Source organism: Microterricola pindariensis (assembly GCF_002936985.1).
Lineage (GTDB): Bacteria > Actinomycetota > Actinomycetes > Actinomycetales > Microbacteriaceae > Microterricola > Microterricola pindariensis.
Window position 1 is genome coordinate 34,318 of sequence record NZ_MPZN01000012.1, and the last position, 13,406, is coordinate 47,723.

Here is a 13,406-nt window from a genome sequence, read left to right on the forward strand (position 1 = left end):
CCGACGGAGTCCGGGGCCTCTGTGCAAGTCACGTTACCGAATATTTCCCTGCTCTTTTGAGCAAAGTCGGCCTGCGGCTCAATGGTTATGAAATCGCGATCCTCTGCTCATATGAGCAGAGGATCGCGAGGCGCCGCCCGCCGGTCTAGCGCGGCGTGCTCGGCGAGGTGACGACGATGCTGCCGTCGATGATTCCCTGGCGGATGCCCTCGATCTCGGCGGAGAGCTCGGGCGAAACCAGCGACGCGCGCTCGTGGAACGGGGCGATCTCGACGCCGCCGTTCTCCAGCGTGCCGACGAAGGGGGTGTTCTCGAATGTGCCGTTCAGGTCGTCGCCGACGATGGCCGCGACGGCGTCCTGCGTGTTCTTCAGCACGCTGGTGAGAACGACGGGGCGGAAGGCGGCCGGCAGGGTCTCGTAGCCGTCGTTGTCGACCCAGATGATCGAGACGCCGGTGGTCTCGCTCGCGGCGGCCGCAGCGCCCTCGCCGACCTGGCCGGCCACGGGCAGGATCACGTCGGCGCCCTGGTCGATGAAGCCCTGGGTCAGCGTCTTGCCCTTGGCGACGTCCTCGAAGTCTCCGGTGAAGTTGCCGTCCTGCTTCGCCTTGTCCCAGCCGAGCGCGCGCACGCTGGTGCCGTGCACCTCGTTGTACTTCGCGACGCCGTCGACGAAGCCGTCCATGAACAGGGTGACGGGCGGCTGGTTGCCGCCGCCGAAGGTCGCGACGATTCCCGTCTCGGTGACGCCGGCCGCGAGGTAGCCGGCCAGGAACGCGGCCTGGGCCGTGTCGAAGACGATCGGCTTGATGTTCGGGGCCTCGACCTGCTCGTCGACGATGGCGAAGTGCACATCGGGGTTGGCCTCGGCCGCGGCGGTCGTCGCGTCGGCGAGCTCCCAGCCCACGGTGAGCACGAACTGGCATCCGGTGCCGACCGCCTGCTCGACGTTCGGGCGCAGGTCGGTCTCGGAGGTCGACACCAGCGCGGCGACGTCGATGTCGTACTGGGTGCTGGCCTGCTGCAGGCCCTCCCAGCTGGACTGGTTGAAGGAGCGGTCTTCGAGGCCGCCCGAGTTCGTGACCATGCGCGCGCAGTAGTCGGAGGCGGTGCTCTCGCCGCCGGCTTCCGGCGCCGAGGCGCAGCCGGCGAGGAGGAGCGCGGCGCTGGCGAGCAGGGCGGCGGGGGCAATGGCGCGGCGGATGCCGCGGGTTGGACTATTCACGTTCGACTCCTGGTGCACGGGGTGGGCGGTTACGGGCTGGGTTAGAGGACGTCGGTGCGGCCGGAGAGCTTCAGGGCGTCGACGACGGCCTTCACCTTCTGGGCGTTGGCGCTCGTCGTCACGAGGAGAGCGTCGGCGGTGTCCACGACGACGATGTCCTCGACGCCGATCAGCGCGATCGTGCGGCCGCCCTCGGAGATGACGATTCCGCTGGAGGAGTCGGCGAGCACCCGGGCGTTCTCGCCGAGGATGGCGAGGTCCCTCTTGCGGCCGCCGGAGTGCAGTTTGGCGATCGACGCGAAGTCGCCGACGTCGTCCCAGTCGAAGAGGCCGGGGATGACGGCGAGGCGGCCGGCCGCGGCCGCCGGCTCGGCGACGGCGTAGTCGATCGCGATCTTCTTGAGCTTCGGCCAGATGCGGTCGACGGCCGGGCCGCGGGTGGCCGGGTCGTCCCAGGCGGCGGCGAGCTCGAGCAGGCCGGCGAGCAGCTCGGGCTCCGAGCGCCCGATCTCCTCGAGGATCCGGTCGGCGCGGGCGATGAACATGCCGGCGTTCCAGAGGTAGTGGCCGCTGGCCAGGTAGCGCTTCGCGGTGGCCTGGTCAGGCTTCTCCACGAAGGACTCGACGGTGAGGGCGCTCGGTGCGCCGGGCACGTCGAGCTTGCCGCCGGAGTGGATGTAGCCAAAGCCGATGGCCGGCTCCGTCGGGCGGATGCCGACGGTCACGATGTAGCCGGCATCCGCGACCTCGACAGCCTCGGCGACGGCCCGGCGGAAGATGTCGTCGCGGTGGATGACGTGGTCGGCGGCGAAGGAGCCGATGATGACGCCGGGCTCGCGCAGCTCCAGGATCGCGGCGGCCAGCCCGATCGCGGCGGCCGACTCGCGCGGCTCGCTCTCGAGCACGACATTGTGGTCGGCCAGTTCTGGCAGCTGCTCCTCCACCGCCTTGCGGTGGGCGCGGCCGGTGACGACCATGATCCGCTGATCCCCGGTCAGGGGGGCGAGCCGGTTCCAGGTGTCGCGCAGCAGGGTCTGGCCGGAACCGGTCAGGTCGTGCAGGAACTTGGGGGCGTCGGCGCGGGAGAGCGGCCACAGCCGGGAGCCGATGCCTCCGGCGGGGATCACGCTGTAGAAACGGTCGAGCGCAGTTGACGTAGTCACGCAGTCAGCCTAGGCCAGCCGAGGGCCCAGACGACGGCGACGGCCACCGAGTAAGGCATACCTAACCAGAAAAACGCTGAGAGTGAGGAATAGTATGGGTTCACATGCTCATCGAGCAATCCGGGCCAGTGACTGGCCACACTTCAGCCAGGGAGGGTTGTTCATGCCACAGCAAACGGCAGGAACCCTGACAGCAGCCAAGAAGTCCACTACCTCACCTCGCCCCGCCGGTACCCTGTACCGCGGCCGCGAGGGCATGTGGTCGTGGGTCCTGCACCGAATCACCGGTGTCGCGATCTTCTTCTTCCTGCTCGTCCACATTCTTGATACCGCACTCATCCGCGTCAGCCCGGAGGCGTACAACGTCGTCATCGGCACGTACCAGACGCCGTTGATGGGCCTCGGCGAGGTCGCCCTCGTCGGTGCGATCGTGTTCCACGCCTACAACGGCATCCGGATCATCCTGATCGACTTCTGGGCCGGCGGCGTGAAGTACCAGAAGCTGATGTTCTACATCGTCATCGCGCTCTGGGTGATCACCATGCTCGGCTTCACGCCGCGCCACCTGATCAACGTCTTCAGCCACTAGGAAAGGGGAGCACATCATGACTGCAACAACCATCGAAGCCCCCCGCTCCCCCTCTCGCCCGGTGAAGCGCCGCGGCGTGAACTGGGAGAAGTGGGGCTGGATCTACATGCGTGCCTCCGGCATCGTGCTGATCGTGCTGATCTTCGGCCACCTGTTCTTCAACCTCATGCTGGGCGACGGCATCTCGGCGATCGACTTCGGCTTCGTCGGCGGCAAGCTGGCCGACCCGTTCTGGCAGTGGTGGGATGTCGCGATGCTCTGGCTCGCGCTGATCCACGGCGGCAACGGCATGCGCACCCTGATCAACGACTACGCAACGCTGCCGATGACCCGCGGCGTGCTCAAGTCGGCGGTCCTCGCCGCCGTCGTCGTGCTCATCGTGCTCGGCACCCTCGTCGTCTTCACCTTCGACCCCTGCCCCCCTGGACAGCCGGCCGACCTGCTGCCTGCGCTCTGCGCGGCCCGCTAATACCTAATCACCACAAAGTACGGATGCCACTGTGACCCAGTCCTCATCGTTCGACAGCGCCGACCACACCATCGTTGACGGCGTGCACTACCACCAGTTCGATGTCGTGATCGTCGGTGCCGGCGGCGCCGGCATGCGCGCGGCCATCGAGGCCGGACCGCACGCCAAGACGGCCGTGATCTCCAAGCTGTACCCGACGCGCTCGCACACCGGTGCGGCGCAGGGTGGCATGGCCGCAGCGCTCGCCAACGTCGAGGAAGACAACTGGGAGTGGCACACGTTCGACACCATCAAGGGCGGCGACTACCTCGTCGACCAGGATGCGGCGGAGATCCTGGCCAAGGAGGCCATCGACGCGGTCCTCGACCTCGAGAACATGGGCCTGCCCTTCAACCGCACGCCGGAGGGCAAGATCGACCAGCGCCGCTTCGGCGGCCACACCCGCGACCACGGCAAGGCACCGGTTCGCCGCGCCTGCTACGCCGCCGACCGCACCGGCCACATGATCCTGCAGACGCTGTACCAGAACTGCGTCAAGCACGGCATCAACTTCTTCAACGAGTACTACGTGCTCGACCTGGTCATGACGAACGTCGACGGCGTCGACCAGCCCTCCGGCGTTGTCGCCTATGACCTCTCCACCGGCGAGCTGCACGTCTTCCAGGCGAAGGCGATCATCTTCGCGACGGGCGGCTTCGGCAAGATCTACAAGACGACGTCCAACGCGCACACCCTCACCGGTGACGGCGTCGGCATCATCTGGCGCAAGGGCCTGCCGCTCGAGGACATGGAGTTCTTCCAGTTCCACCCGACCGGCCTGGCCGGCCTCGGCATCCTCCTGACCGAGGGCGCCCGCGGCGAGGGAGCGATCCTCCGCAACGCCTCCGGTGAGCGCTTCATGGAGCGCTACGCCCCCACCATCAAGGACCTCGCCCCGCGCGACATCGTCGCCCGCTGCATGGTCCAGGAGGTGGCAGAGGGCCGCGGCGCCGGCCCGAACAAGGACTACGTCTACCTCGACTGCACCCACCTGGGCGCCGAGGTCCTCGAGACCAAGCTGCCGGACATCACCGAGTTCGCCCGCACCTACCTCGGTGTCGACCCGGTCACCGAGCCCGTACCCGTGATGCCGACCGCGCACTACGCCATGGGCGGCATCCCGACCAACGTCAACGCCGAGGTGCTGCGCGACAACACCACCGTCGTCCCCGGCCTCTACGCCGCCGGCGAGTGCGCCTGCGTGTCGGTGCACGGCTCCAACCGCCTCGGCACCAACTCGCTGCTGGACATCAACGTGTTCGGCAAGCGTGCGGGCAACAACGCCGTCGAGTACGTCAAGACGGCCGAGTTCACCCCGCTGCCCAAGGACCCGGCCGCCGCTGTGCGCGGCCTGATCGACGGCATCCGCAACTCGACCGGCACCGAGCGCGTCTCCGTGCTCCGCAAGGAGCTGCAGGACATGATGGACGCCAAGGCGCAGGTGTTCCGCACCGACGAGTCGCTGGCCGAGGTCACGCAGACCATCCACACCCTGCGCGAGCGCTACAAGAACGTCGCCGTGCAGGACAAGGGCCGTCGCTTCAACACCGACCTGCTCGAGGCCGTCGAGCTCGGCTTCCTGCTCGACCTCGCCGAGGTCGTCGTCTACTCCGCGCGCAACCGCAAGGAGAGCCGCGGCGGGCACATGCGCGACGACTACCCCAACCGCGACGACGAGACGTACATGAAGCACACCATGGCGTACCTCTCTGGCGACCCCCACTCGGCGGATGCCGCCGACCACATCCGTCTGGACTGGAAGCCCGTCACCGTCACGCGCTACCAGCCCATGGAAAGGAAGTACTAATCGTGAGCACCACGACGATTGCCGCCGACCGCCCGGGCAACGCTGACCCGGCGATCACCCCGTTCACGGTCACGTTCCTGATCCGTCGCTTCGACCCCGAGGTGGACGAGGAGCCGCGCTGGCAGGACTTCGACGTCGAGATGTACGCGACCGACCGCGTGCTCGACGCCCTGCACAAGATCAAGTGGGAGCAGGACGGTTCCCTGACCTTCCGCCGCTCCTGCGCACACGGCATCTGCGGCTCGGACGCCATGCGCATCAACGGCCGCAACCGCCTGGCCTGCAAGACGCTGATCAAGGACCTCGACATCTCGAAGCCGATCTACGTCGAGGCCATCAAGGGCCTGCCGCTGGAGAAGGACCTCATCGTCGACATGGAGCCGTTCTTCGCGTCGTTCCGCGAGGTCCAGCCCTTCCTCATCGCGAACAAGGCGCCGGAGGGCGGCAAGGAGCGCATCCAGACCGTCGCCCAGCGCGAGCGTTTCGATGACACCACCAAGTGCATCCTCTGCGCCGCGTGCACCTCGAGCTGCCCGGTGTTCTGGACGGACGGCCAGTACTTCGGCCCCGCCGCCATCGTCAACGCGCACCGCTTCATCTTCGACTCCCGTGACGAGGACGCCAAGGTGCGCCTCGACATCCTGAACGACAAGGAAGGCGTGTGGCGCTGCCGCACCACCTTCAACTGCTCCGAGGCATGCCCGCGCGGCATCCAGGTGACCCAGGCCATCGCCGAGGTCAAGCAGGCCATCATGCGCGGCAAGCCGTAACTGGCAACCGGCCGCAACGCGAAGAGCCCCCGTCACTGCGACGGGGGCTCTTCGCGTTGCGGCGCTAATGTGGCACTGTGAGTCAGACACCGGAGAACGGCAGCGAGCACAAGGTTCGCGAGGCGTTGGACGCATTCGGCGAGCCGATCCGCGAGCGCTTCGGGGAGCCGGTGCAGCGCGTCACCGCGCTCACCCAGAAGACACTTGCCCTGTTCCCGGTGCGGGTCTGGCGGCACTTCCTGGCACGCAACGGCTTCCTGCTGGCGGCGGGGATGAGCTACCAGGCACTGTTCGCCGCCTTCGCCGCCGTCTACGTCGTCTTCTCTGTCGCCGGGCTCTGGTTGGCCTCTCACCCCTCGACGCTGCGGGCGCTCGAGGACCTGATCAACACCTACATCCCCGGACTCATCGGGCAGGACGGCCAGACGGGGGCGATCAGCTCCAGCGAGCTCACCGGACTCGCATCCGGCTCCACCTTCCTCCTCAGCTCGACCGGCGTGATCGCCGCCGCCGGTTTGATCTGGACCGCAATCGGCTGGGTCACCTATTCCCGCATCAGCGTGCGCACGGTTTTCGGCCTGGCCAAGGACACCCGCTCCTATGTCCTGCTGAAGGCGCGCGACCTCGTGGCCGCGCTCGCCTTCGGCTTCACGCTGCTGCTGGCCTCGACGATCACGGTGATCAGCACGGCGGCCCTGTCCTGGCTGTTCCAGGTGTTCGGCCTGCCGGTCGACTCGTTCTGGTACAACCTCGCGGGCAGCTCGCTGGGGCTCTTCCTCGTGCTGCTCATCAACGCGGGCGTGCTCGCGGCGATGTTCCGCTTCCTCTCCGGTGCAGCTGTTGAGTGGCGCAGGCTCTGGGGCGGTTCCCTCCTCGGCAGTATCGCGCTCACCGTGATGCAGGTGCTCGGGAGCACGTTGCTCGGCAGCGTCACCAAGAACCCGCTGCTGGCCACCTTTGCCGTCTTCGTCGGACTCCTGCTGTGGTTCCGACTCACCAGCATCGTGACGCTCGTCTCCGCCGCCTGGATCGCCGTGGCCGCGGGAGACCGCGGGGAGTCGCTGCGCAAGGTGACCAACGAGCAGCTGGCGCTCGAGCGGCGGGAGCGCGAGTTGCAGGCCATCCGCCTGGCCGCCGAGGTGGAGCTGCGCAACGCCCGCGCCGCACACGAGGCCGCCAACTGGTACCGCCGCCCGGCAACGGCCTTCCGGCTGCGCCAGGCCACGGACCGCTACAACGAACTGACGGACAACGCGGCTGTCGCGAAGCCGGATGCCGGCTCATCCGGGACGCCCACCGGCTCCAACCCCACGAAGCAGTAGACGGCGCCGCCCCGGCGCTCGGCTGCCCGCTCCCCCGTCGGTTCCGCGCTCGCGTCGTCCGTCGGGAGGCAAAAGGAGGCTTGGGAGGACGAAAATGTCGACAAGCTGCCTCCCGAGCGAACTTTCGCCTCCGGACGGCGCTTGGCACCGTGTCGGGTTGGCTCCGGGGCTTCGCTCGTTCCTCGCTCAGCCGACCTGCAGTGTGAGCGGGCCTGCGAGTGCAGGCGCCGAGGAGGACCGGCGCGAACAAGAGCGGGCACGCGAACCAATGGTGCGGGGTGGAGGCGTCGCCAGCGACGGGTCAGTCCGACAATCTAGACTGAGTGCATGTCATCCGCGTCCGCGCCACTGCGTATTGCCTCTGTCAACGTGAACGGCGTGCGCGCCGCCTTCCGCAACGGCATGGGCCCGTGGCTCGCCGACCGCGACGTGGACATCCTCGCCCTGCAAGAGGTCCGTGCCGAGACCAGCCACCTGACCGAGCTGCTCGGCGATGAGTGGGACATCCTGCACGACGCCGCCACGGCCAAGGGCCGTGCCGGCGTCGCCCTCGCCAGCCGGCGCGGTACGGACAAGCACCGCGGTGCCGAGATCCACCGCGTCGAGCTCGGCGCGGTCGACTTCGACAGCGCCGGCCGCTGGCTTGAGGCCGACTACCGCGTCGGCGACAAGATCATCACCGTGGTGAGCACCTACGTGCACTCGGGCGAGGTCGGCACCCCCAAGCAGGTCGAGAAGTACAAGTTCCTCGACGCCATGCAGGAGCGGCTCCCCCAGCTCGAGGCCCACTCCCCGTACGCACTCGTCTTGGGCGACCTGAACGTGGGCCACCGCACCCTGGACATCAAGAACTGGAAGGGCAACGTGAAGAAGGCCGGCTTCCTGCCAGAGGAGCGCGCGTACTTCGACCGTTTCATCGGCGCGGAGGGCGACCCGGACTACAACAACGGCGCCGGCCTCGGCTGGGTCGACGTCGGCCGCAAGTGGGCCGGCGAGGTCGAGGGCCCGTACAGCTGGTGGTCCAACCGCGGCCAGGCCTTCGACAACGACACCGGATGGCGCATCGACTACCACCTGGCCTCCCCCGCCCTGGCTGCCACCGTCGTGAACTACACGATCGACCGGGCCGCGTCCTACGACGAGCGATGGTCCGACCACGCCCCCGTCGTCGTCGACTACGCGATCTAGCCCCCATTTCTTCGTCGGATGCCCGGCATCCGCGATCCTCGTTTGAAAGAGTGACATGACCTCTCTGCCCCGCCTCTACTCGGGCATGCAGCCCTCGGCTGATTCCCTGCACGCCGGCAACTACATCGGCGCCCTGCTGCAGTGGAAGGAGCTGCAGTCCAGCCACGACGCCCTGTTCTCCGTCGTCGATATGCACGCCATCACCGTGCCGCAGGACCCGGCCGAGCTGCGCGAGAAGACCCGCCGCACCGCCGCGCAGTACATCGCCGCCGGCATCGACCCGTCCAGCTCCACGCTGTACGTGCAGTCGCACGTACCGGCGCACGCCGAGCTGGCCTGGGTGCTCAACACCATCACCGGCTTCGGCGAGGCCGGCCGGATGACCCAGTTCAAGGACAAGTCCAAGAAGCAGGGCGCCGACGCCACCTCGGTCGGCCTCTTCACCTACCCGGTGCTGATGGCGGCCGACATCCTGCTCTACCAGACGGAGGTCGTGCCGGTCGGCGACGACCAGAAACAGCACGTCGAGCTCACCCGCGACCTCGCCACCCGCTTCAACGCGCGCTTCGGCGAGACCTTCACGGTGCCGGAGCCCGTCATCCAGAAGGAGACGGCGCGCATCTACGACCTGCAGAACCCGGGCTCGAAGATGTCGAAGTCGGGCGAGTCACCCGCCGGCATCCTCTGGCTGATGGACGAGCCGGGCGCGATCAAGAAGAAGATCATGCGCGCGGTCACCGATGACGACGGCGTGGTGCGCTTCGACCGGGCGGAGAAGCCGGGCGTCTCCAACCTGATGACGATGTTCCAGGTGCTCTCCGGCCGCTCGCTGGCCGAGATCGAGGACGCCTTCGCCGGCCGCGGCTACGGCGACTTCAAGAAGGAGCTCGTCGAGCTCGTCGTCTCCGAGTTCTCGCCGATCCGCGAGCGCGCCACCGCGCTGCTCGACGACCCGGCCGAGCTGGACCGCCTGCTGGCCGGCAACGCCGACCGCGCGTCGGCGATCGCCGACGCCACGCTGGACACCGTCTACGACCGCATCGGCTTCCTCCGCCGGGCACGCTAGGAGCGCACATGGACATCGTCGCACTGCGCACGGAACGGCTCGTGCTCGACCAGCTGCAGGAGGGCGATGTCGATGCGATCACCGCCTACTGCCAAGACCCGCTGTTCGAGCGCTACCTGACCGTGCCGTGGCCATACCTCCGCGAGCACGCCGCCGGCTTCGTGCACGAGCTCGCGCCGGCCTGGTGGTCGAGCGGCGCCGAGGCCACGTGGGCGCTGCGCCGGGAGGAGGGCGGCCCGTTGCTGGGCGTCCTCTCCTTCCGGATGCCGAAGCACGACGTCGGCTTCTGGATCGGCGCGGAGCACCGCGGCTTCGGCTACATGCCGGAGGCCGTCTCGCGCGTCGCCGACTGGGCGTTCGACGAGGCCGTGCCCGGGCTGCAGGCCGTCGGCTGGGAGTGCATCGCCGGCAACGTCGCCTCCGCGCGGGTCGCCCGCAAGGCCGGATTCCGCTTCACGCACACGGCGCCCTCCAGCGTCCCCGACCGCGACGACGCCCACCCGGAGAGCTGGTACGGCACGCTCGGCCGCGGCATCCGCTCCATCCACGAGGGCTGGCCGACCGGGGTCGTGCAGCCATGAGCCTGCCGCCCAGCGTGATCCTGTTCGACCTGGACGACACCCTGTTCGCCCACCGCAACGCGGTGTCCCGCGGCATCGTCGCGCACATCGAGAACATCGGCGGCTTCGAGGGCGTGCACCAGCCGGATGCCGTCTCGCTCTGGCACGCGCTGGAGGAGCAGCACTACCACTCCTACCTCGAGGGCACGCTCGACTTCGAGGGGCAGCGCCGCGCGCGCGCCCGCGACTTCGCGGCCGCGCACGGCGTGCACCTCGAAGACGACGCCTCCGGCCTCTGGTTCGACGACTACTTCGAGCACTACATCGCCGCGTGGACCCTGCACGAGGACGCCCTGCCGTGCCTCGATGCCCTCGAGGCGGCCCTGCCCGGCGTGCGCTTCGGCATCATCACCAACGGCGACCCCGCCTTCCAGAGACGCAAGCTCGACCGGGTGGGGCTGACGGCCAGGATGGACCTCGAGGAGCACCCGGAGAGGCTCATCGCCTCCGGCGCGCTCGGCTTCGCCAAGCCCGACCCGCGCATCTTCGCGGCCGCCTGCGCGGCGTTCGACGCGGAGCCCGGGCAGACCGTGTACGTCGGCGACCGGCTGCGCACTGACGCGATCGGGGCCGCCGCCGCCGGGCTCACCGGGGTGTGGCTGAACCGCGCGGGCGAGGTCACCCCCGAGCCCTCAGATGCCGCGGAGGCCGCCGCCCTCGGCGTGCTCGAGATCGCCGGGCTCGACGAGCTCGTGGGCGCGCTGGTGCCCCGCTAGCCGACAGCGCTGAACGCAGAAGCCCCCGCACTCCGAGGAGTGCGGGGGCTTCGTGGTTTCGCGGGGGTGTTACTTCACGTCCTCGTCGACCCAGTCGAGGGTCTTGGTGACGGCCTTCTTCCAGTTGCGGTAGAGGCGGTCGCGCTCGGCGGAGTCCATGTTCGGCTCCCAGCGCTTGTCCTCCTGCCAGTTCTTGGAGAGGTCGTCGAGACCGCTCCAGAACCCGACGGCCAGGCCGGCCGCGTAGGCCGCGCCGAGCGCGGTCGTCTCGGCGACGACGGGGCGCACGACCGGAACGTTCAGGATGTCGGCCTGGAACTGCAGCAGAGTGTTGTTCGCCGTCGCACCGCCGTCGACCTTGAGCTCGGTCAGCGGGACGCCGGAGTTGGCGTTGACCGCGTCGATGACCTCGCGGGTCTGGAACGCGATCGCCTCGAGCGCGGCACGGGCGATGTGGCCCTTGTTCACGTAGCGGGTGAGGCCGACGAGGGCGCCACGGGCGTCGGCGCGCCAGTGCGGCGCGAACAGGCCGGAGAACGCGGGCACGAAGTAGGCCCCGCCGTTGTCCTCGACCGTGTTCGCCAGCGCCTCGATGTCGGAGGCCGACTCGATGATGCCGAGGTTGTCGCGCATCCACTGCACGAGCGAGCCGGTGACCGCGATGGAGCCCTCCAGCGCGTAGTGCACCGGTGCGTCGCCGAGCTTGTAGCCGACGGTCGTGAGCAGGCCGTTCTCCGAGTGAACGATCTCCTCCCCCGTGTTGAAGATGAGGAAGTTGCCCGTGCCGTAGGTGTTCTTCGCCTCGCCGGTCTGGAATGCGGCCTGGCCGAACGTTGCCGCCTGCTGGTCTCCGAGGATTCCGGCAATGGGGGTTTCGCGCAACAGCGAGTGCTCGGACGCGTGGCCGTAGATCTCGGAGGACGAGCGGATGTCGGGCAGCATCGACTTCGGAACATCGAACGCCGCGAGGATCTCGTCGTCCCACTGCAGGGTCTCGAGGTCCATGAAGAGGGTGCGGCTGGCGTTGGTGACGTCGGTGGCGTGCACGCCGCCGTTGACACCGCCGGTGAGGTTCCACAGCACCCAGGTGTCGGTGGTGCCGAAGAGCAGCTCGCCGGCATCCGCCGCCTCGCGGGCCCCGGGCACGTTCTCCAGGATCCAGACGATCTTGGTGCCGGAGAAGTAGGTCGCCAGCGGCAGGCCGACGGTCTTCTTGAAGCGCTCGACACCCTCGGCGCCCGCGAGGCGGTCGACGATGTCCTGCGTGCGGGTGTCCTGCCAGACGATGGCGTTGTAGACGGGCTCGCCGGTGTTCTTGTTCCAGACGACGGCGGTCTCGCGCTGGTTGGTGATGCCGATCGAGGCCACGTCGTGGCGGGTGAGGTTCGCCTTGCCGAGAGCCTGGCCGATCACCTCGCGCACGTTCGCCCAGATCTCCAGCGGGTTGTGCTCGACCCAGCCGGCCTGCGTCATGATCTGTTCGTGCTCGAGCTGGCCGGTCGAGATGATCGACCCGGCCTTGTCGAAGATGATTGCGCGCGAGCTCGTGGTGCCCTGGTCAATCGCGAGTACGTAGTCAGCCATGCTGATAACTCCTTTGCTATCGAATGAGATGAGTGAGGTTCGGATGCCGCTGGCTAGCCGAGGATCGGCAGCAGAGCGGTGGACGCGAGGCCGGCGAGCACGCCGCCGATGATCGGGCCGACGACGGGCACCCAGGAGTAGCTCCAGTCGGAGCCGCCCTTGCCCTTGATCGGCAGGAAGAAGTGCGCGATGCGCGGTCCGAGGTCACGGGCCGGGTTGATGGCGTAGCCAGTCGGGCCACCGAGGGAGGCACCGATACCGATAACCAGCAGGGCAACGGGCAGGGCGCCGAGGGCGGCCAGGCCGCCGCCGTCGCCGTTGCGGCCGAAGCCGATGACGACGAAGACGAGCACGAAGGTGCCGATGATCTCGGTGACGAGGTTCCAGCCGTAGGAGCGGATGGCGGGGCCGGTGGAGAAGACGCCGAGCTTGGTCGCGGCATCCGGCTCAGCGTCGAAGTGCTGCTTGTAGCCGAGCCACATCACGACGGCACCGATGATCGCACCGATGAGCTGGGCGGCGATGTAGGCCAGCACCGAGACGACGGACACCGCGACGGTGGTGCCCATGGCGGCGTTGCCGAACTCCTCCGCGCCGCTGGCGACGAGGCCGAGCGTGACGGCGGGGTTCAGGTGTGCACCTGACGCATACGAGACGATGACACCGGCGAAGACCGCGAGGCCCCAGCCGATGTTGATCATCAGGGTGCCGCCGCCAAAGCCCTTGGTCTTGGCGAGGATGACGTTTGCGACGACGCCTCCACCGAGCAGCACGAGCATGGCGGTACCGACCAGCTCCGAGAGGAACACAATTCCGAGGTTGTCCACGTTGACCTTCCGATATTTCTT

Annotated in this window: 13 protein-coding genes; 9 read left to right on the forward strand and 4 right to left on the reverse strand. The window is 68.3% G+C overall.

What is annotated here, in order from left to right; translation table 11 throughout:
- Positions 1 to 145: 145 nt before the first annotated feature.
- Both GY24_RS05525 and GY24_RS05530 read right to left on the reverse strand, forming a co-directional pair.
- A complete protein-coding gene (locus GY24_RS05525) occupies positions 146 to 1,225 on the reverse strand; it encodes a BMP family lipoprotein (protein WP_233279214.1) in 1,080 nt (359 codons plus the stop codon).
- Positions 1,226 to 1,266: 41 nt separating this feature from the next.
- Positions 1,267 to 2,388 carry a mannose-1-phosphate guanylyltransferase gene (locus GY24_RS05530; protein ID WP_104474737.1) on the reverse strand — a complete coding sequence of 374 codons (1,122 nt, stop codon included), beginning with the start codon at positions 2,386 to 2,388 and terminating at the stop codon, positions 1,267 to 1,269.
- 163 nt (positions 2,389 to 2,551) lie between these two features.
- Here GY24_RS05530 and sdhC point away from each other — a divergent pair, with 163 nt between their 5' ends.
- The 9 genes from sdhC (at position 2,552) to GY24_RS05575 (ending at position 10,974) form a co-directional block, all read left to right on the forward strand.
- Positions 2,552 to 2,977, forward strand: coding sequence for a succinate dehydrogenase, cytochrome b556 subunit (gene sdhC, locus GY24_RS05535; protein WP_083363189.1), 426 nt, complete (start codon positions 2,552 to 2,554; stop codon positions 2,975 to 2,977).
- A 16-nt stretch (positions 2,978 to 2,993) separates the two neighbouring features.
- On the forward strand, positions 2,994 to 3,446 hold the full coding sequence (locus GY24_RS05540) for a succinate dehydrogenase hydrophobic membrane anchor subunit (RefSeq protein ID WP_083363188.1): 453 nt from the start codon (positions 2,994 to 2,996) through the stop codon (positions 3,444 to 3,446).
- 31 nt (positions 3,447 to 3,477) lie between these two features.
- Complete coding sequence (gene sdhA, locus GY24_RS05545) at positions 3,478 to 5,292, forward strand: succinate dehydrogenase flavoprotein subunit (protein ID WP_104474738.1); 1,815 nt, start codon at positions 3,478 to 3,480, stop codon at positions 5,290 to 5,292.
- Positions 5,293 to 5,294: 2 nt separating this feature from the next.
- Complete coding sequence (locus GY24_RS05550) at positions 5,295 to 6,062, forward strand: succinate dehydrogenase iron-sulfur subunit (protein ID WP_055834340.1); 768 nt, start codon at positions 5,295 to 5,297, stop codon at positions 6,060 to 6,062.
- Between the two features lie 77 nt (positions 6,063 to 6,139).
- Positions 6,140 to 7,384, forward strand: a complete 1,245-nt coding sequence (locus GY24_RS05555) for a YihY/virulence factor BrkB family protein (protein WP_233279215.1) — start codon at positions 6,140 to 6,142, stop codon at positions 7,382 to 7,384.
- A gap of 327 nt (positions 7,385 to 7,711) precedes the next feature.
- Complete coding sequence (locus GY24_RS05560; RefSeq protein ID WP_104474739.1) at positions 7,712 to 8,572, forward strand: exodeoxyribonuclease III; 861 nt, start codon at positions 7,712 to 7,714, stop codon at positions 8,570 to 8,572.
- 55 nt (positions 8,573 to 8,627) lie between these two features.
- Positions 8,628 to 9,638: a tryptophan--tRNA ligase gene (trpS, locus tag GY24_RS05565; protein ID WP_104474740.1), complete on the forward strand. Its 1,011-nt coding sequence runs from the start codon at positions 8,628 to 8,630 to the stop codon at positions 9,636 to 9,638.
- Positions 9,639 to 9,646: 8 nt separating this feature from the next.
- A complete protein-coding gene (locus GY24_RS05570; protein ID WP_104474741.1) occupies positions 9,647 to 10,219 on the forward strand; it encodes a GNAT family N-acetyltransferase in 573 nt (190 codons plus the stop codon).
- Positions 10,216 to 10,974 (forward strand): HAD family hydrolase, encoded by a 759-nt coding sequence (locus GY24_RS05575; RefSeq protein WP_104474742.1) that lies wholly within the window; start codon positions 10,216 to 10,218, stop codon positions 10,972 to 10,974. Before GY24_RS05570 ends, GY24_RS05575 begins: the two co-directional genes overlap by 4 nt.
- Before the next feature lie 69 nt (positions 10,975 to 11,043).
- Here the strand turns inward: GY24_RS05575 and glpK are convergent, their stop codons facing one another.
- Together glpK and GY24_RS05585 are read right to left on the reverse strand one after the other, a co-directional pair.
- Positions 11,044 to 12,558 (reverse strand): glycerol kinase GlpK, encoded by a 1,515-nt coding sequence (glpK, locus tag GY24_RS05580; RefSeq protein WP_104474743.1) that lies wholly within the window; start codon positions 12,556 to 12,558, stop codon positions 11,044 to 11,046.
- Positions 12,559 to 12,611: 53 nt separating this feature from the next.
- Positions 12,612 to 13,337 (reverse strand): MIP/aquaporin family protein, encoded by a 726-nt coding sequence (locus GY24_RS05585; RefSeq protein ID WP_233279217.1) that lies wholly within the window; start codon positions 13,335 to 13,337, stop codon positions 12,612 to 12,614.
- Positions 13,338 to 13,406: the final 69 nt, after the last annotated feature.

Coding starts and splice junctions, on each gene's coding strand:
- glpK (WP_104474743.1), bottom strand. CDS start 12,558: ATGGCTGACTACGTACTCGCGATTGACCAGGGCACCACGAGCTCGCGC.
- GY24_RS05575 (WP_104474742.1), top strand. CDS start 10,216: ATGAGCCTGCCGCCCAGCGTGATCCTGTTCGACCTGGACGACACCCTG.
- GY24_RS05560 (WP_104474739.1), top strand. CDS start 7,712: ATGTCATCCGCGTCCGCGCCACTGCGTATTGCCTCTGTCAACGTGAAC.
- sdhC (WP_083363189.1), top strand. CDS start 2,552: ATGCCACAGCAAACGGCAGGAACCCTGACAGCAGCCAAGAAGTCCACT.
- GY24_RS05585 (WP_233279217.1), bottom strand. CDS start 13,337: ATGCTCGTGCTGCTCGGTGGAGGCGTCGTCGCAAACGTCATCCTCGCC.
- GY24_RS05570 (WP_104474741.1), top strand. CDS start 9,647: ATGGACATCGTCGCACTGCGCACGGAACGGCTCGTGCTCGACCAGCTG.
- trpS (WP_104474740.1), top strand. CDS start 8,628: ATGACCTCTCTGCCCCGCCTCTACTCGGGCATGCAGCCCTCGGCTGAT.
- GY24_RS05540 (WP_083363188.1), top strand. CDS start 2,994: ATGACTGCAACAACCATCGAAGCCCCCCGCTCCCCCTCTCGCCCGGTG.